This window comes from Pelagicoccus enzymogenes (assembly GCF_014803405.1).
GTDB lineage: Bacteria > Verrucomicrobiota > Verrucomicrobiia > Opitutales > Opitutaceae > Pelagicoccus > Pelagicoccus enzymogenes.
Window position 1 is genome coordinate 316,180 of the sequence record NZ_JACYFG010000036.1, and the last position, 16,699, is coordinate 332,878.

The following is a 16,699-nucleotide window of genomic DNA, read 5'->3' on the forward strand; positions in this document are numbered from 1 at the left end:
TGACTGGCTCTTCGCTCATGAAAAGCCGGACAAAAACAGCTCGCCCCTCTTCGCGCAACCTTTCGCTTTTACGACTGCCCGAATACGCGACGGGCAGCCGAAATCTCAAACAGGAGCGAATTTCCTAGAATACGTCTTCCATCAAGTTGCTGAGACAAGGCTTGCCGGCGTAGTCGTACTGGTGGTCCGCTTCGTCCTTGTTGACCGGATCATGCACCCAATAGCGCCTCATCGACATGAGGTCTTCCGAGTTCAGTTCCGTTTCCATGCTCGAGCTCGACCAGTCCAGTCGCTTCACCGTAGTCATGTCGACAAGGTATTTACGAGAAGGAATGCCATGGCGTGTATCCAAAACCAAATACGCAACCTTCCAGTTCTCCACATCAAGAATCAAGTCGCCCACAATGCCGAGCGTCTCTTTCTTCCCTACGACGTGATACCCGATCACCGCCTTGACGGAGTGCAGGTGCTCGCCCGCAATTTCGCCCATGCGATCCAAGTGGTTGCGAATCTCCTCCTCCGTGTGGTCGTAGGCAGTCACCGGAGGCATGTAGCCGGCGTAGCCCAAGCTTCCGAACAGCGGACGTTCGTCATATATGGCATGACGGAAGAAACGCCGAAACTCCATTTCGTACTTTTCTTCTGCCGACAAATGGGAGCCGAATCCTTCGCACTTGTTGACCTCTTCCACGCTTAGCTTGGTAGGAATCTCCTTTCGGTCCAAACCCAGCTTGGGAACGCCCAGTTCCGCAGTCGGGATCAAGCGCCTCGTCACCTTGTCCTCCTCCTTCGTCTCCTCGCTGAGATAGCGAAGGTTGAGGTTGAAGCCAAAACGCGTTTCCACGTCGAGATAGCGCACTCGCCAGTGCCGGTCTCCAAACAACAGGTCCTTCAGCTTCCCCGCCTTGCCATCCGGTGCTACGACTGAATACCCAAACAGATCTTTCATACTCCGTAACATTGTAATCACTCTCCTTCTTTTGCCGTTCGATGAAGACCGAAAACCCACGGTCCCCGCTTTTGCTTCACGGTACTTTGAAGCTGCTAAAACAGCAACTTATCGCCCACCCTATTTCACCAACTGATAAGCTTATAAGATTCGCTAACACTGGCATCGTCAATCGCTCGGCTAGTAGCAATTGTGATGTCAAAGCCCGCCCTCTCCTCACCCTGAAACGCGGGTTCCCGAAAATTGGAATCAGTTAACAATGCCGGATAGGCTAGACGCAAAAACGCCCCGCTTCCACCGTCTTGCGGCAGCAGCGAGGCGTTCGTGGCTAAATGTTAGGAAAACTACTTTTGCCCGTAGTAAGCGCCCGGACCGTGCTTGCGGTCGTAGTGCTTCTTGAGCAGGTGCGCGGGAGCTCCCGCTGCCGCCGGGTTGAGAGCTAGGGTCTTGGCCGCCATATCGGCAACGATTTCTAGGGCGAACGCGGTTTCAACCGCCTTCGCGCCGTTCTTGCCCCAAACGAAGGGACCATGGTTGCGAACGAGCGCCGCCGTCACTTCCAGCGGGTTGACCTCCGAAAAAAGCTCGACGATCACGTTGCCCGTTTCCCATTCGTAGGCCCCTTCCACTTCCTCGACCGTCATCGGTCGAGTCACCGGAACCGCGCCGCGGAAATAATCGCAATGGGTAGTACCCAAACAAGGGATACTGCGCTCCGCTTGAGCAAAGCCCACTGCATTACGCGAATGGGTGTGCACCACGGAGGTTATGCCCTTGTCTCCCAGTTCGATGAAGAGCCGACGATGAGTCGGTTCGTCAGAGGACGGACGGAGATCGCCCTCCACGATCTTGCCTTCCAGGTCGACGATGACCATCTGCTCCGGAGTCAACGCATCGTAGGGAACGCCACTTGGCTTAATGGCAAAAACACCGGCAGCCGGGTCGAGCACACTGACGTTGCCGAAAGTGATGTCGATCAGTCCCAGAGATTGCAGCTCCTTGTTCGACGCAACGCATTCTTCCCTGATATCCTTGTAATTCATTTTCAACTACAGTCCGCGGATGCCGTAAGCCGCGTTGTTCCAGCGGATTTCGTTTTTGAATTCGCGAAGCTTGGTGTCTTCGTCGATCAACAGGTACTCGATTCCGGCCATCGCCGCGAACATTTCCATGTCCTGAGCGTTGACGGTATAGCTGAATCCCGTGTGGTGGGCGCCACCCGCATAGATCCAAGCGGCCGCTCCGTCTTCCAAGCTTGGCAACACTTCCCAAAGCACGCGAGCGACCGGAAGCTTCGGCAAATCTTGCTCGGGCGGCATCGCGTTTACCTTGTTAACCAACAGGCGGAAGCGGTTGCCCATGTCGACCACCGACGCGTTGATGGCAGGGCCGGACTTGCCGTTGAATACCAGGCGGACTGGGTCTGCCTTGCCGCCGATTCCCAGCGGATGGATTTCGCAAGATGGCTTGGCATCCGCAATCGAAGGACAGATCTCGAGCATGTGCGCTCCGAGACAGCGGTTGCCCGCAGGATTGAAGTGGTAGGTGTAGTCTTCCATGAAGGAAGTCCCCTTATCGATACCGCTGGCCATGATCTTCATGGTGCGAACCAAGGCGGATGTCTTCCAGTCCCCCTCTCCGCCGAAACCGTAGCCATCGGCCATCAAGCGCTGTACTGGAAGGCCAGGCAGCTGAGCCATGCCGTGCAGGTCTTCGAAAGTGTCGGTGAAGGCCCCGAAACCGCCGGTCTCGAGGAAGGAGCGCAGGCCAAGCTCGATTTTGGCTGTCTCACGCAAAGAGGCCCGCATGGCACCGCCTTCGACAAGCGAGGATGCAAGCTCGTATTCGTCTGCGTACTGGCCGCAAAGGGCATCGATTTCCGCGTCGCTGATACCGTTGATCACTTCAACGAGATCGCCAATACCGTGCGTGTTGACCGAGTATCCAAAAACCGATTCAGCCTCCACCTTGTCGCCGCAAGTCACGGCTACTTGGCGCATGTTGTCGCCGAAGCGAACCACCTTGAGCTCTTGGCTCGCGGCCCAAGCGCCAGCCACGCGCGTCCAACGCGCGAACTTGGCGCGAACCGCTGGGTCTTCCCAGTGACCAACGATCACCGCGCGCTCTTTTTCAAGGCGAGCGCAAATATGGCCGAACTCGCGTCCACCGTGGGCGGACTGGTGCAAGTTCATGTAATCCATGTCGATGGTCGACCACGGCAGGTCGCGAGCGTACTGCGTATGCAAGTGACAGATCGGCTTGGTGAGCGCCTTCAATCCACGTATCCACATTTTGGATGGAGAGAAGGTGTGCATCCAAAGCGTGACGCCTACGCACTGGGTCGCAGCGCTGGCTTCGCGGCAAACGGCGAGGATTTCGTCCGGGGTGGTGACCAAGGCCTTGAAAACGACCTTGACCGGCACGTTCGGATCGGAGTCGAGAGAGTCCGCCACGACCTGAGAGTCGGCGGCTACTTGTTTGAGGGTCTCGGGACCGTAGAGATGCTGGCTACCAACAACCAACCAGACTTCCTTTGTATCAAATGCAGATTTCATGATTTTTCCGTGGGGGATAATTGAGAGAGTGAAGAATTCGAAGAACGCTGGGACTACTTGCCTTCCTTGATGTCGAGGAGCTCCTTCATCACAGGAGCGAGATCTACCGCTTCGACGCCGCCAAAGTTGTCGTGGACTTTCTTATACAAAGCGAAGAGGCGGTTGTACTGAGCGTGACGCTCAGGGTCAGGCTGGTAGCGGTCTGGCTTGAGTCCAGTCATCGCCTTCTGAGCCGAATCGAAGTCAGCGTGTCCGCCCTTCTCTTCGCCAGCAACCACTGCCGCCGCAATCGCCGCGCCCAAGGCGCAGCTTTGCGAGGAGGCGGAAACCAGCATTTCGCGTCCAGTGATGTCCGCGTAGATCTGCATCAGCATGGAATTTTTCTCAGCGATACCCCCTGCGCAGACGATGCGGTTGACGGGAATTCCGTACTCGCTGATACGTTCTAAAATCATGCGAGCTCCGAAAGCCGTCGCTTCGATGAGGGCTCGATAGATTTCCGCTCGGCTGGTGTGCAGCGTTTGACCGAGAATCAAACCAGTCAGGCGTTGGTCGACCAGCACGGTACGATTGCCGTTGTTCCAGTCGAGAGCGAGCAAGCCGCTTTGTCCGGGAGCCAGCTTGGCCGCTTCCTCCGTGAGTTCGACGTGAGTCGAGTCGTTACCTTTGCATACACCTTCCACCCACCACTTGAAAAGGTCGCCGACCGCCGATTGCCCCGCTTCCACGCCGAAATATCCCGGCAGAATGGAACCGCGGACGATGCCGCAGATACCAGGTACGTCCGGCACATCTCCGCTAGCCTTCACCACTGCGCAGTCGCAAGTGGAGGTGCCGATGACCTTGACCAAGGTTCCTTCTTCTACCCCACAGCCAATGGCGCCGTAGTGGACGTCGAACTCACCCATGGCGAGCGGGATGCCGGCCGGCAAGCCAAGGCGTTCCGCCCATTCTTCGGAGAGCGTTCCCGCTACTTCCGAAGCGTCGTAGGCTTTTGAATACAGGCGATCGCGCAAATCGGCAATCTTCGGATCGAGCATGGACAGAAATTCCTTGTCCGGCAAGCCGCCCCACTCTTCCGCGTAAAACGCTTTGTGACCCGCTGCGCAAACGCCGCGCTTGATTTCTTTCGGGTCCTTGACGCCCGCAAGCTGGGAGGGAATCCAGTCCGCGATTTCTACCCACGAATAGGCCGCGTCGAAAACCTCCGGTGCCACCTTCAAGCAATGCCAGATCTTGCTCCACCACCACTCGGACGAGTAGGTGTTACCGCACTTGGCAACGTACTGGGGACGCTCCTTGGAGGCGATTTCCGTGATGCGAGCCGCTTCTTCATAGCTGGTGTGGTCCTTCCAGAGCCAGCACTGGGCAGCGAGGTTGTCCTTCCACTTGGAATAGGACGAAAGCGCTTGGTTCTTTTCGTCGACCGGCAGCGGGCTGGAACCGGTGGTGTCGATGCCAATACCGATCACATCGGCTGGATCGAAGCCTGGATATGACTCCTTGGCGGTCGCGATGGCGTCGACCGTCGCTTTGGTGAGGGAATCAAGGTAGTCCGCGGGGCTTTGGCGGGCGAGATGGTGATCGCTCGAAGATAGCAAGATGCCTTGGTCACCTGAGGGGTAATTGACGACAGCTGAGGAAACTTCGCCTTCGCCATCCGTTCTCACGATCAGACAGCGCACTGAATTGGTTCCGAAATCGAGGCCTATAGAAAACTTCATGCCACAGGTTGTACTTATTCGTTTAAGGTTGCAAAAGATGACGACTCCTTAACCGTTAAACAAACAGTGGGTAGTCGTGTCCACGTCCTCACAGTTAACTCGAACCCTTGCCAGAAATGCCCCCCAAAGTTTCTATGAGCACCATCGCGGCGGAAGTCGGCGTCTCCAAGGCGACCGTCTCCCTCGCGCTCCGCAATAGCCCCGAAGTCTCGACCGCGATGAAGGAAAAGATCCGGGAAACCGCGGACCGACTCGGCTACCAGCTCAATCCGGCCCTCGGCCAATTGCTGTCGCAGATTCGCAATCGCGACAGCTACCGGGCAACAATCGCCCTGATCAACGCCCATTCGGACAACAACTCGCTGAAAAGGCATCCCACCATTCCTGAGTACGTGGAGGGCATCAACCAGCGAGCGGACTCCCTCGGCTACCGCCTCGACTATTTCTGGCTGAACGACCCTGAGCTCAAGGCACGTCGGTTGAAATCCATCATGCTGGCTCGCGGCATCAAAGGAGCTCTCGTAGTCGGCTTGATGAACGACTGCCAGTTTCCGGAGAAGCTTCTCCCCATCGCTGAAGCCCTTCCCCTGGTCGTCACCGGCGTGCGCACCCGGAACCCCACTTTGCCCTACGTCTGCGTCGACCATCACGGCCTCGCCTTGCAAGCGGTAGAAAACGCCTTGCGACTCGGATACCAGCGACCCGGTCTCGTGCTCGACCAAAAGATCGACCGTCTGGTGGAGGGCCGCTTCTCCGCGGGCTACCTTTACGGCCAGATGCGCCTGCCCGAGGAGTCGCGCCTACCGCCTCTCTATCAAAACGCTGGCGAGGAAGAGGACTTCGCTTGCTTCAAGGTATGGATGCAGGAATACCGTCCGGATGTGATATTCACACTCTACAACGACGTCTCCCACTGGCTGCAAAAACTCGGCATGAAAGCTCCGGACGACATCGGCCTCATCCAGTTGGAATGGCGCAAAAACGCTCCTGACTGGTCCGGTATGAGGCAGCATAACGACCACACCGGCGAAGCCGCAGTCGATACCCTGGTCGGCATGGTGCACCGTGGCGAGACCGGCCTGCAAGCGGAGCCCCGCGCCCTGCTCATCGCACCATCCTGGCAAAGCGGCAAGACAACCCGCAAGTTGGTCGAAGCCTAGGGTCGCGCGGCGGGACCCGCCACGAAAAAGCCGCACCCTGATGGATGCGGCTTCGAAAGTTTAAGCTCGAACCTGAGGTTTGCCTAGCTCTCAGCTCGCTTGCCCGCGTCGTCGAGGATGGCCTGCTTGAGCGATTCCAAGGTTTCCTTGGTCTTGGCCTTGGTCGATTCGAGCTCGTCCGCACTGGCCACGTCATCCTTGGCAAAAATGTAGAACTTGATCTTGGGTTCGGTTCCGCTGCCGCGTACTGCATAGCGGTATCCATTTTCCAACTCCACGAAGTACAAGTCTTGCTTGGGCACTTCCTTGCCATCTGGATCGAGCACGGTCTCGACGCCAAAATCTGTGAACTTGGACACCTTGCTTCCAAGAAACTCCGTCGGCGGCGTAGCGCGGTAGGTTTCGAGAATGCGAGCGATCTTGGCCGCGCCGGCAGCGCCTTCGTAAACCAGCTGTCCGAGACCTTCCAAGAAGTAGCCATTCTTCAAGTAAATGTCATCGAGGTAGGCGAGCATCGAAACGCCTTGGGCCTTCAAGCTGGCGCCAATCTCGCAGAAAAGCGCGCAAGCCGCGTTCGCATCCTTGTCGCGAACGGTGTCGTTGGGCAAGTAGCCATAGCTTTCCTCCCCGCCGAAAACGTAGAAGGTGCTGTGCTTTTGCAGGAGCTCGGCTCGTTCCTTGAGCGAGAGCGAATCGTAATCGGATACGCCGCCTTTTTCGCAGGCTTCGTCTTGATAGATGCGCAGCTTCTCGCCGATCCACTTGAATCCGGTTAGCGTATTCACAACCTTGATACCATGGCCAGTGGCGATGGCATCTTGCAGGGGCGAGGTCACGAAAGTCTTAACCAAGGCGCAGTTGTCGCCCCCGGCTTCCGGGATCCAACCCATTTCCTTCAGCTTGGAGATACGGTACTCTGCCATGATCGAGCCAATCTGGTTGCCGGTCAGCAATACCATCTTTCCGTCGGGCCCCTTCACCGCGACGCCCATGCGGTCAGCATCCGGGTCAGTCGCCATCAGCAAGTCGCAATCGTTCGCTTCGGCAAGCTTCGTTGCGAGGGCAAGCGCCTCGGAATTCTCCGGGTTGGGCGACTTCACGGTAGGGAAATTCGAATCGAAAGCGCGTTGCTCTTCCACTACGAGAGGATTGAGTCCCAGTTTCTTGAGCGCGGGCAAGGTAGCGACCGCGCCTGTACCGTGGATCGGCGTGAAGACCGCCTTCAAGTCAGTCTTTTTGAATACATCCTGATCGATCACGCAATTCGCGACGCACTGGTTGTAGGCTTCGTCCAATTCCGCTCCCAACACGGTCACCTTGGAAAGGTCAACGCCGATGTACTCTTGCAGACCATCGAGCGGGATAGCGTTCACTTGATCGATGATCCCTGTATCGTTGGGAGGAACGACTTGTCCCCCGTCGGAGAAGTAGGCTTTGAAGCCGTTGTCATGCGGCGGATTGTGGCTGGCGGTGATAACGACGCCGCATGTGGCGCCGAGATGACGCACCGAAAAACTAAGCTGCGGCGTGGAACGCGGACCTTCGAAAATATAAGCGTCGCCACCTTTCTTTGACCAAACCGAAGCGGCGAGTTCACAGAAGAAACGGGAGAAATGACGCACGTCGTGGGCGATGACGAACTTTGGCGGAGTGTCGATACCTTCTCGATCGTGATAGGCCTTGGCGTATGCGAAAAGGCCCAAGGTTGCCCGAACCACCGTGTACTCATTGAGCATGTTGGAGCCGACCCCCGGGTTGGCGGGCTTGCCGCTCGTATCCATGTCGCCCTTCTCTTGCGAGGTGGCAGTCAAGCCAATGGTACGGCCGCGCATCCCGCCGGTACCGAAGGCGATTTCCCGATAGAAGCGGTTGTTGAGCTCGTCCGCGTTGCCAGACTCGAGCAATTCTCCTATGCTCGCCAAAGACGACTTGGACAGGAAACCGCCCTTGAGCCAGGTCTCCATGTTCTTGGCAGTGGACGGCAACAATCCCCCGCTCTCCTTCAGCGATGCAACTTTCGCGATTAGATCCTGATTCATCAGCCCCCAATAGATTGGCTTGCCCGCTCGGCTTCAACCACTTTCGAAACCGGAAACAAACGAAACCGAAAAATTCCGCAATATCCGAGGCAATGCCCGCAAAATTCACATTTGGGCATTGATCGAGCTGTGTATCGAAGCATCTTATCGCAAGCCCTTCGAACATGCCTAGATCACCTAAACAGGAAATAACTTACGTTATCGGCCACAAGAACCCGGACGCAGACGCGATCTGCTCCGCCATCGCTTACGCGAACTTCAAAATACTGACAGGGCAAAAGGGCTACATCCCCGCTCGCTGCGGCAACACCAACGCTCGCATCGATACGATCCTGGCGAAGTTCAACCAGCCAACGCCCTTGCTGATCGCCGACGTCTCCCCGCGCGTCCGCGACATGATGATCAGCAACGTCGTCAAGGTGCACGAGGACGCCACCATGTCCGAGGCCCTCCAACTGGTCGACGAGCACGACGTTCGCGTACTGCCCGTCGTCGACGACGACAATATACTGAAGGGCTACCTCTCCATCTTCCAGATGGGCGACTACTTCATCCCGAAGTTCAGCGAGCCCCGCTCCATGCGCCATGTCTACACCAGCATCAACGACGTAGCCCGAGCCCTACAGGCCGACGTGAAAAATCTACGCGACGAGGACAAGCTGGAGGACATGTACGTCAAGATCGGGGCCATGGACATTCGCTCCTTTGGCAAGTTCAACGGCTCCGACGCAATCAGAGCCGACCAATCCATCATCATCGTGGGCGATCGTTGGGACATCCAGCAGCGCTCCATCCAAATCGGAGTCCGCCTCCTCGTCATAACCGGCGGCCTAGGGGTCGACTCAGAAGTGCTTGAACAAGCCAAGGCCAACGGAGTTTCCCTCATCATCAGCCCCTACGACTCCGCCACCACCGCGTGGGCCATTCGCACGGCTTCTAAAATCAAAAATATGATCGAGACCAAGTATACGACGTTCTCATCCACCGACCGACTCTCTCGGGTGGCCCGTCGTATCGCCAGTTCGAACGCCCAAGCCTTCTTCGTGACGGAGGACAACGGCCAGCTCGCAGGCATCTTTACCAAGACCGACGTTCTTAAACCAAGCGCCACCAACCTAGTGCTGGTCGACCACAACGAGATGACGCAAGCGGTACCGGGGGCTGCAGAGGTAAACATCAAAGAGGTCATCGACCACCACCGGCTCGGCTCCATGAACACCCAGCAGCCGATTCTCTTCCTCAACGAGCCCGTCGGCTCCACCTGCACCATCGTGGCCGACCTTTTCCGCCGCCACCAAATCGAACCCACCCCTGAAATGGCGGGGATCATGATGAGTGGCATCATCACCGATACGCTCAACCTGAAAGGCCCGACCGCAACCGAAAAAGACGCCGACATCGTCGAGTGGCTCGAGAAAATCGCAGAGCTTAAGGCGGACGACCTCGCTCAAGAAGTCTTCTCCAGCGGTTCGGTCATCCTGTCCATGAAGCCGGAGCAAGTGATCGTTGCGGACCAGAAATTCTACGATGAGAACGGCGTCCGCTTTTCAGTCTCGCAGATAGAGGAGCTAGGCTTCCAGAACTTCTGGCAGAAGTCCGAGGAACTCTCGGAGGCCTTGCGAAAGTTCAGCAAGAAGGAAGAAGTGTCCTTCGCCTGCATGCTCGTGACCGACATCAACCGCCACAACTCTCTCCTGCTGGTGGCGGGCGACAAGGAGTTCATCGAACGCATCTCCTACCCCGCGGTCGAAAAAGGCCTGATCTACGACCTGCAAGGCGTTGTCAGCCGCAAGAAGCAGCTCATCCCCTTTATCTCGAGCACCCTCAAAGGCGTGCCCATAGCTAGCTCCTCAAACTAGGACTGCTCGGCCAGAACTAGATCCGCCACGATTTCCACTCCACCGGAGGCGAAGTTGTGCCGGATGTGCTTCACGACTCCCAAGGTAGAGATGTAGAGCTCGTCTCCGCTCAACACCGTCGGGATGGTGAGCACCGAGTTGTAGCCTCTGTCCGCCAACGAGTTCTTGAATCCACCCGCAAAGACGTTCGTCATCTCGCCGCAGACGTCGGAAACGATTTCGAAGTCCACATCCTCATCATCGAGCCCGGTAATCTTCTTGGCAGCCGACTCGGCGAAGGCCGACTTCATGTAGAGGTAGATCACCCCATTGACGCTCCCGACAAATCCAACCGAGCCCACGAAGATCATGTTCTTCTCGGCTCCGCCCAGATCGGGAAAAGGAGCCTTCTGGCCCGAGTAGTCTGCGGCTCCCCTGAATTGGACTTCGCTCTCAAGCATCGTCCCGAATACATTCGAAAGCGCGTTGGTGGTGAGCTGATGAAGCTCTTCGTCTGGGATATCGGGGAGACTCATGGGATTCTTTTGATTTAACAAATCGTCCTAAAAATCAACGAGTTGAGTAAGTTGGCGATGAGATCAACGCACAATACGATGAAACCCATTTTTGCCAAATTATTTCAAGTTCGCATACGCAATCCCACCATCCTTACCTTCGTTGAGCCACCCAAAAGAAGGCGGCTTCCACCTACTTCGACCAATACCAATCTATTCATTTTCCCATGCCCAAAGCCGACAGCTTCTACGAAACAGACAAAGCGATTTCAGAGTATCTACTCTTTCACTACGGCGAGGCGCCGCACTTCCTAGGTCCCACCGAGGCCCTAGACTTCTCCAAGCGCTGCGCCGCGCTCGCGATGCGACACCCTCTCAAGCACGGGCGCGCCCTTGACCTGGGCTGCGCCGCGGGACGAAGCGCCTGCGAGCTTTCCGCCTACTTCGAGGAAACGGTCGGCATCGACTTTTCGTTCGGATTGATCGAAGCCGCAGAACGAATTCGAGACGGAGCTGAACTCGACGCCGACATCGTAGTGGAAGGCGACTTGACCCAACGCATCACGCTGCAGCGACCAAGCTCCACTCGTCCCCATTGCCTGAGCTTCCAGCAAGGAGACGCCATGGACCTGCCCTCCGAACTGGGCAGCTTCGACTTCGTGCTCATGGCAAACCTCATCGACCGTCTACCTGATCCAGCGAAATGCCTGAAAAATATCGGTGGCTTCATGAACACTGGAGGAATTCTAGCGATAACCTCCCCCTACACTTGGCTCGAAGAATACACGCCCAAGGAAAAATGGCTTGGCGGTTTCCTGCGCGATAGCTCGCCCGTACGCAGCTACGAGACCCTGCGAATCCTGCTGCAAACCCAGTTCGACGAGATCGAAGCCCTCGACATGCCCTTCCTCATCCGCGAGCATGCCAGAAAATACCAATACAGCAACGCCCACGCGACCCTCTGGCGCAAACGCTAGCGGAACTGCCACCCGCGAAGCCTTCCCATCCAAAGTCCTATCCTCATGAAAGCCCATTCGCTTATCCTCGCATTCCTTGCCTTCTTCCTCGTCTCGTGTGGCGAGAAGGAAGCCGACGACACTCTCGTGGTGGGGATGGAGCTCTCCTATCCCCCCTTCGAGATGTCGGACGAAAACAACGAACCCTCCGGCGTCAGCGTCGACCTCGCCTACGCTTTGGGCAAAAGTCTCGGTCGCCCAGTTCGCATTGAAAACATCGCCTTCGCTGGACTCATATCCTCTCTGAAAACCGGAAAGATCGACCTCATCATCTCTTCCATGACGGCGACTGAAGAGAGAGCTCAGTCTATCGATTTCTCCGATCCTTACCTGAACACCGGTTTGTGCCTGCTGGTATCCAAATCTTCTGACATCCAAACCATAGAAGATGCGGATCAGGAGGGCAACTCCATCGCCGTCAAGCAGGGCACCACCGGCCACCTCTACGCCATCGACAACATCAAGAACGCCCGCGTCCTTCCGCTGGACAAGGAGACCGCTGCGGTCGTCGAGGTTACTCAAGGGAAGGCCGACGCGTTTATCTACGACCAGATGTCAACTTTCCGAAACTGGAAACGACATCCCGAAACCACCCGTCCCATTCTGTCCCCTTTCAAACAAGAAAACTGGGCAATCGGCATTCGCAAAGGAAATGAAGAGCTGCGACAGCAAGTAAACGCATTCCTTTCCGAATTCCAAGCGAGCGGCGGCTTCGAAACGCTCGGCGAACGCTATCTCTCCGAAGAAAAGAAAGCTTTCCAGCAAATGGGCTATCCCTTTTTCTTCTAGCGCGTGAGACGTCTCCTCTTCCAAGATACGGACAACGACTCTGCTGCGGTTAGTTTGCTAGCCAAAGCCGTGAGCGGCGCCCTCGCCCTCTCCCTCGTCTGTTTGCTCGCCCTCGCAGCCTTCGCGTCGCTCGAGTATCACTGGAACTGGTCAGCAGTTTTTAACTACAAGAAGAAGTTCATTGATGGCTGGCTTCTTACCATCCAAATCTCAAGCGCTTCCCTCGTGGTGGCCTGCTTGATCGGAGGACTCTCTGCGCTTGCCGCTCGCTCTCGAATCCTGCCTCTTCGCTACCTTTTCAAGCTCTACGTAGAAGGCACGCGAGGGACTCCGCTGCTTGTGCAGATCCTGCTCATCTTCTACGTTTTCGCAGATGCCGCCCATCTGGAAAACCGCTACGTCGTGGGCGTACTCGTCCTCTCCCTCTTCAGTGGAGCCTACGTCTCGGAAATATTCAGGGCCGGCATCGAATCGATCGGCAGCTCACAGCTGCTTTCCGCCAAGGCCATCGGCTTCACCCCGTATCAAACATTTCGCTACATTATCTTCCCTCAAGCCCTGCGCCGCAGCCTTCCCGCCCTCGCGGGGCAATTCGCAAACCTTATCAAGGACTCATCCCTCCTCTCCATTATTGCGATCGAGGAGTTCACATTGAACGCCCAAGAGGTGAACACGTCCACACTGAGTACGTTCGAGAGCTTCTTCCCTCTGGCCGTCGGCTACCTCATTCTCACCCTTCCAATTTTCTACCTCTCCCGCCACCTAGAGAGGAAGCTCGCCTTCGACTCATGAAGCTAATTCTAGATAGCGTGATCAAAACATATGGCGGGCACCGAGCCCTCAACGGTCTCCAGCTCGACTTGCTAGACGCTCGCTGCCTTACCCTGATCGGACCGTCGGGCGGCGGAAAATCCACAACCCTCCGCTTGATAGCAGGACTCGAAAAGGCAAGCAGCGGCCGCATTCTGGTTAACGATTCTCCCGTACCGAAAAACGAAAGCGAGCTGCGCTCCTACCGGAAGTCCATCGGAGTCGTCTTCCAGTCCTACAATCTCTTTCCACACCTGGACGCCCTTACCAACATTGCCTTGCCGCTAGAGAAAGTCCATGGTGTCGCCAAACCCGAGTCTTTCGAACGCGCCCATGCTCTGCTCAAGCAATTCAAGCTGGAACAGCATGGCCGCAAAAAGCCGTCCGAACTATCCGGTGGCCAAAATCAGCGAGTCGCCATCGCCCGATCGCTCGCTCACAACCCGAAGCTGATTCTGTTCGACGAGCCCACCTCAGCTCTCGATCCCGAAATGAGCGCGCAGATCCTCGATGTAATCGAGGAACTGATACAAGATGGAAAGGACTGCGTAATCGTTACGCACCAAATGGGCTTCGCCAAACGGGCCAGCGACTATGCCGCATTCATTTCGGGCGGAAAAGTCGCGGAGTCGGGAAGGTCGCAGGAACTCTTCACTTCTCCCCAAAGCCAGAAACTGGCCCAGTTCCTGGAACGCGAACTGAGGTACTGAAGCGATTTCGCGGCTAAAGCCCTTTGAAGTAGCTATCCAACAAGGATATCTTTTTCTTCTTTTTCTTTTGCGGCGCAGGTGCATCGCCAGTCCCTTCCGACACAACCTGTGGCTTAACTTCTGGGGGCTTTGAGCTTGCCTGCGATTTCTTCGGCTGCGCCTTCACCTTGGAAGCCGGTTTCTCCCTTACCTGCTCGGACGCCTGAGACTGAGTCGTCTTGGACAATACACGCGAAGGTTGCGTTTTGGGAAGGCTCTGGATGTCCACCACCGGACCAATTCGGTCGACCAGCTCCTCGGCCGCCATGATCACCTCCGCATCTGGAACCGGTTCCGGAGCCTCGGCGAGCAAACCGTCGCTCTGACCGATCAGGTCTTCGTCGCTGAGAGGGGGCAGTTCTGCTGCAACCGTTGCTTCCTCTTGCGCCACCTGCCGCTCCTCCAACTCTTCGTTTTGGGGCATTTCTTCTACCGAAGTCGATACCGCTTCGAGATCATCGTCCGAGATATCCTCCATTGCGGGCAAATCCGAATCGTCCATTCCGGCGGAAACGAGAGTCTCCGCGGCCTCCTCGTCGCCGGAAAAAACAGGGCCTTCAGCTTCAGTCGTCTCCAGAGAGGCTGAATCTTCCAATTCGGATTCCCCGTCCACCCTATCGGGCGATAGGTTAGGCAACTTTTCCGGAATCTCGGGAGCATCGCTCGAAGCCGTAATATCTTCTATTCCGGAAGCGTCTTCGAATTCCGGCTCGTCGACGTCGCCGAAGTAGGAAACGGCAGATGCAATCTCGGCATCTGCGTTTGATTCATCGGCGGGCAAAACCGTATCCGCAACAGGTTCCTCCTCGTCCCCGCTAAGCGGTTCGCTTACCCATTCGGGGTCTTTCGCCGATGGCTCGAGAACGGGCGGTTCCGAATCGAAGGTCGCGTCTGCTTGCGCAGCATCATCATCCAAGCTTTCAAAATAGGTTGGAGAGGCTTCATCGTGGCGATTCACTCCTTGCTCTTCGTCGGAACGAAAATTCCCTTCGGCGGCGTCGAGCGGCGCTTCAACCTTCTCCGGATCCTCGGAGGACGTTTCATCGATCGCATCGAAATAGTGGGGCGCGTCGTCCGATGGATTATCGATCACCTGTTCGGAGTCATCAAGGCCGGTGGACGTATCCAAGTTCTCAATCTCAAGCTCGTCTTCATCGGCCTGTATCGCTTTTGCAGATACATCCGTCGGGGTCAGCTCCTCCATCTCGAAAGCCGGCTTCATGGGGACTTCTTCTTCCTCCTCGAAACGAGTGGAAACCATAGGGTCGCTCACGGCGATCCCCTGCTCGATCGCTCGAGCATTCAACTCCTCGCAGCGACTCCTGCGTGCCGCCAATTCCTCGAAGATTGATCCTTGTTTATCCACGTCCGACATATGAAAACGCCACGAGTTTAGAGCACGGAGGCCCACTGTAAACAATCGATCAGCCTCGAACGGATTAAAGAATTGTTAAAGCCCACCTTGCTCGCATTTTATTTTGCGAGCGCGTCAAATCTCGGGCGCAATTCGCCGAAGCAAAGAGAAAAAATGGCACAGAAGATCAGCTTCCTGAACATCAAAGGCGGCGTCGGCAAGACATCGCTCCTCGTAAACATGGGGGCTTGCCTCGCCTACATGGGACGCCGCGTGCTCATCGTCGATTTCGACGCCCAAAGCAACGCGTCCATCTGGCTCATGCGCCTGGACCGCTGGAACCTCCTAAACAAGACGCCAGAAAAGTTCCTCCTCAACATTTTCAAGGACCCGAACTCGAAACTCTCAACCTGTATCCAAAAAAGCCCTATTCGGGATACAGACGGAGACGAAGTATTGCCTCGTCTCGACCTCGCCCCCGCTTCCTTCACTTTGATGGACCTGGAGCACGAGGTGCCGCAAATCCCGGGAAAGACTTTCTACGAACGCTTCTACGAGGCTCTAAGCGAAGTGGAAGTCAACTACGACTTCATCCTCTTCGACTGCCCGCCCAATTTCTTCTACACGACTCAATGCGCCCTCTTCGCTTCGGATCACGTTCTTGTTCCCTCGAACCCAGACGCCCTTAGCATCATCGGATTCCACCTCCTAGTGGACAAGCTCGCCAAGTTCCGCAGCGACTCCACCGCCAAGCGGGAAGCCGCCGGCGCTCCCACCCCCCAAATCATCGGTATCGCCCTCAACGCAGTAAAACCCGGCACCAAGATTCACGTACCGCTGGAGCGCTTCAATGCCCAAATCGATCGTTTCAAAACGCAGAATAAAGTGGCAGCCATGACCCATATCTACCCCGACCTGGTTCGCCATTCCGTTACGGTGGGCCGCGCGGTGATGCTAGGCATCCCGACTGTCCTGATGTCCAAGCAAGACGCGTCCATCAACTTGGCCGAGGACTACATCAAGCTGACCAAGCACCTTCTCGAACAGTTGGGCGATGCGGAACCCGAATCCGACACCGACGACGTGTAAGGGCGGCTCGCTCGCGGGAACTGTTGACGCCCAATGATTCGCCTGCTGGGATCCGCTCGAAAACGAGACGGCCCTTTCCTCGCTTCCTGAGAACTCCTTAACGAAAATTCCC

14 protein-coding genes are annotated in these 16,699 nt (G+C 56.4%); 7 read left to right on the forward strand and 7 right to left on the reverse strand.

Annotation, left to right across the window (positions count from 1 at the left end; all coding sequences use genetic code 11):
- Positions 1 to 124: 124 nt before the first annotated feature.
- The 4 genes from IEN85_RS13680 to IEN85_RS13695 all read right to left on the reverse strand — a co-directional run bounded on the left by IEN85_RS13680 (position 125) and on the right by IEN85_RS13695 (position 5,228).
- Positions 125 to 949 carry a hypothetical protein gene (locus tag IEN85_RS13680; protein ID WP_191617643.1) on the reverse strand — a complete coding sequence of 275 codons (825 nt, stop codon included), beginning with the start codon at positions 947 to 949 and terminating at the stop codon, positions 125 to 127.
- A gap of 344 nt (positions 950 to 1,293) precedes the next feature.
- Positions 1,294 to 1,992 (reverse strand): L-ribulose-5-phosphate 4-epimerase AraD, encoded by a 699-nt coding sequence (gene araD, locus IEN85_RS13685; protein ID WP_191617644.1) that lies wholly within the window; start codon positions 1,990 to 1,992, stop codon positions 1,294 to 1,296.
- Between the two features lie 6 nt (positions 1,993 to 1,998).
- On the reverse strand, positions 1,999 to 3,504 hold the full coding sequence (gene araA, locus IEN85_RS13690) for an L-arabinose isomerase (protein ID WP_191617645.1): 1,506 nt from the start codon (positions 3,502 to 3,504) through the stop codon (positions 1,999 to 2,001).
- Positions 3,505 to 3,557: 53 nt separating this feature from the next.
- Positions 3,558 to 5,228 carry a ribulokinase gene (locus IEN85_RS13695; RefSeq protein WP_191617646.1) on the reverse strand — a complete coding sequence of 557 codons (1,671 nt, stop codon included), beginning with the start codon at positions 5,226 to 5,228 and terminating at the stop codon, positions 3,558 to 3,560.
- A gap of 116 nt (positions 5,229 to 5,344) precedes the next feature.
- Between IEN85_RS13695 and IEN85_RS13700 the strand changes: the two genes are divergently transcribed.
- Positions 5,345 to 6,388 carry a LacI family DNA-binding transcriptional regulator gene (locus tag IEN85_RS13700; RefSeq protein WP_191617647.1) on the forward strand — a complete coding sequence of 348 codons (1,044 nt, stop codon included), beginning with the start codon at positions 5,345 to 5,347 and terminating at the stop codon, positions 6,386 to 6,388.
- A gap of 83 nt (positions 6,389 to 6,471) precedes the next feature.
- Here IEN85_RS13700 and IEN85_RS13705 read toward each other — a convergent pair whose 3' ends face one another.
- The gene (locus tag IEN85_RS13705) at positions 6,472 to 8,427 is read right to left on the reverse strand and encodes a phospho-sugar mutase (RefSeq protein WP_224772623.1); all 1,956 of its coding nucleotides are present in this window, start codon (positions 8,425 to 8,427) and stop codon (positions 6,472 to 6,474) included.
- 164 nt (positions 8,428 to 8,591) lie between these two features.
- Between IEN85_RS13705 and IEN85_RS13710 the strand changes: the two genes are divergently transcribed.
- The gene (locus IEN85_RS13710; protein ID WP_191617648.1) at positions 8,592 to 10,286 is read left to right on the forward strand and encodes a putative manganese-dependent inorganic diphosphatase; all 1,695 of its coding nucleotides are present in this window, start codon (positions 8,592 to 8,594) and stop codon (positions 10,284 to 10,286) included.
- Here the strand turns inward: IEN85_RS13710 and IEN85_RS13715 are convergent.
- Positions 10,283 to 10,801 carry a chemotaxis protein CheX gene (locus IEN85_RS13715; RefSeq protein ID WP_191617649.1) on the reverse strand — a complete coding sequence of 173 codons (519 nt, stop codon included), beginning with the start codon at positions 10,799 to 10,801 and terminating at the stop codon, positions 10,283 to 10,285. The genes IEN85_RS13710 and IEN85_RS13715 overlap by 4 nt on opposite strands.
- A 206-nt stretch (positions 10,802 to 11,007) precedes the next feature.
- Here IEN85_RS13715 and IEN85_RS13720 point away from each other — a divergent pair, with 206 nt between their 5' ends.
- The 4 genes from IEN85_RS13720 to IEN85_RS13735 are packed head-to-tail and all read left to right on the forward strand — an operon-like array spanning position 11,008 to position 14,105.
- Positions 11,008 to 11,757 (forward strand): putative 4-mercaptohistidine N1-methyltransferase, encoded by a 750-nt coding sequence (locus IEN85_RS13720; protein WP_191617650.1) that lies wholly within the window; start codon positions 11,008 to 11,010, stop codon positions 11,755 to 11,757.
- A gap of 45 nt (positions 11,758 to 11,802) precedes the next feature.
- Complete coding sequence (locus tag IEN85_RS13725) at positions 11,803 to 12,585, forward strand: transporter substrate-binding domain-containing protein (RefSeq protein ID WP_191617651.1); 783 nt, start codon at positions 11,803 to 11,805, stop codon at positions 12,583 to 12,585.
- Between the two features lie 3 nt (positions 12,586 to 12,588).
- Entirely contained in the window at positions 12,589 to 13,377 is a 789-nt protein-coding gene (locus IEN85_RS13730) for an amino acid ABC transporter permease (protein WP_191617652.1), read from the forward strand.
- The gene (locus tag IEN85_RS13735; protein WP_191617653.1) at positions 13,374 to 14,105 is read left to right on the forward strand and encodes an amino acid ABC transporter ATP-binding protein; all 732 of its coding nucleotides are present in this window, start codon (positions 13,374 to 13,376) and stop codon (positions 14,103 to 14,105) included. The genes IEN85_RS13730 and IEN85_RS13735 overlap by 4 nt, the downstream gene beginning before the upstream one ends.
- A 13-nt stretch (positions 14,106 to 14,118) precedes the next feature.
- Here IEN85_RS13735 and IEN85_RS13740 read toward each other — a convergent pair whose 3' ends face one another.
- Entirely contained in the window at positions 14,119 to 15,510 is a 1,392-nt protein-coding gene (locus IEN85_RS13740) for a hypothetical protein (RefSeq protein ID WP_191617654.1), read from the reverse strand.
- A 162-nt stretch (positions 15,511 to 15,672) separates the two neighbouring features.
- Between IEN85_RS13740 and IEN85_RS13745 the strand changes: the two genes are divergently transcribed.
- A complete protein-coding gene (locus IEN85_RS13745; RefSeq protein ID WP_191617655.1) occupies positions 15,673 to 16,587 on the forward strand; it encodes a ParA family protein in 915 nt (304 codons plus the stop codon).
- Positions 16,588 to 16,699: the final 112 nt, after the last annotated feature.

Excerpts from the sequence above, each read along its gene's own strand:
- IEN85_RS13735 (WP_191617653.1), top strand. The coding sequence starts at position 13,374 with ATGAAGCTAATTCTAGATAGCGTGATCAAAACATATGGCGGGCACCGA.
- araD (WP_191617644.1), bottom strand. The coding sequence starts at position 1,992 with ATGAATTACAAGGATATCAGGGAAGAATGCGTTGCGTCGAACAAGGAG.
- IEN85_RS13725 (WP_191617651.1), top strand. The coding sequence starts at position 11,803 with ATGAAAGCCCATTCGCTTATCCTCGCATTCCTTGCCTTCTTCCTCGTC.
- IEN85_RS13715 (WP_191617649.1), bottom strand. The coding sequence starts at position 10,801 with ATGAGTCTCCCCGATATCCCAGACGAAGAGCTTCATCAGCTCACCACC.
- IEN85_RS13710 (WP_191617648.1), top strand. The coding sequence starts at position 8,592 with ATGCCTAGATCACCTAAACAGGAAATAACTTACGTTATCGGCCACAAG.
- IEN85_RS13695 (WP_191617646.1), bottom strand. The coding sequence starts at position 5,228 with ATGAAGTTTTCTATAGGCCTCGATTTCGGAACCAATTCAGTGCGCTGT.
- IEN85_RS13700 (WP_191617647.1), top strand. The coding sequence starts at position 5,345 with ATGCCCCCCAAAGTTTCTATGAGCACCATCGCGGCGGAAGTCGGCGTC.
- IEN85_RS13705 (WP_224772623.1), bottom strand. The coding sequence starts at position 8,427 with ATGAATCAGGATCTAATCGCGAAAGTTGCATCGCTGAAGGAGAGCGGG.
- IEN85_RS13680 (WP_191617643.1), bottom strand. The coding sequence starts at position 949 with ATGAAAGATCTGTTTGGGTATTCAGTCGTAGCACCGGATGGCAAGGCG.
- IEN85_RS13720 (WP_191617650.1), top strand. The coding sequence starts at position 11,008 with ATGCCCAAAGCCGACAGCTTCTACGAAACAGACAAAGCGATTTCAGAG.
- araA (WP_191617645.1), bottom strand. The coding sequence starts at position 3,504 with ATGAAATCTGCATTTGATACAAAGGAAGTCTGGTTGGTTGTTGGTAGC.
- IEN85_RS13745 (WP_191617655.1), top strand. The coding sequence starts at position 15,673 with ATGGCACAGAAGATCAGCTTCCTGAACATCAAAGGCGGCGTCGGCAAG.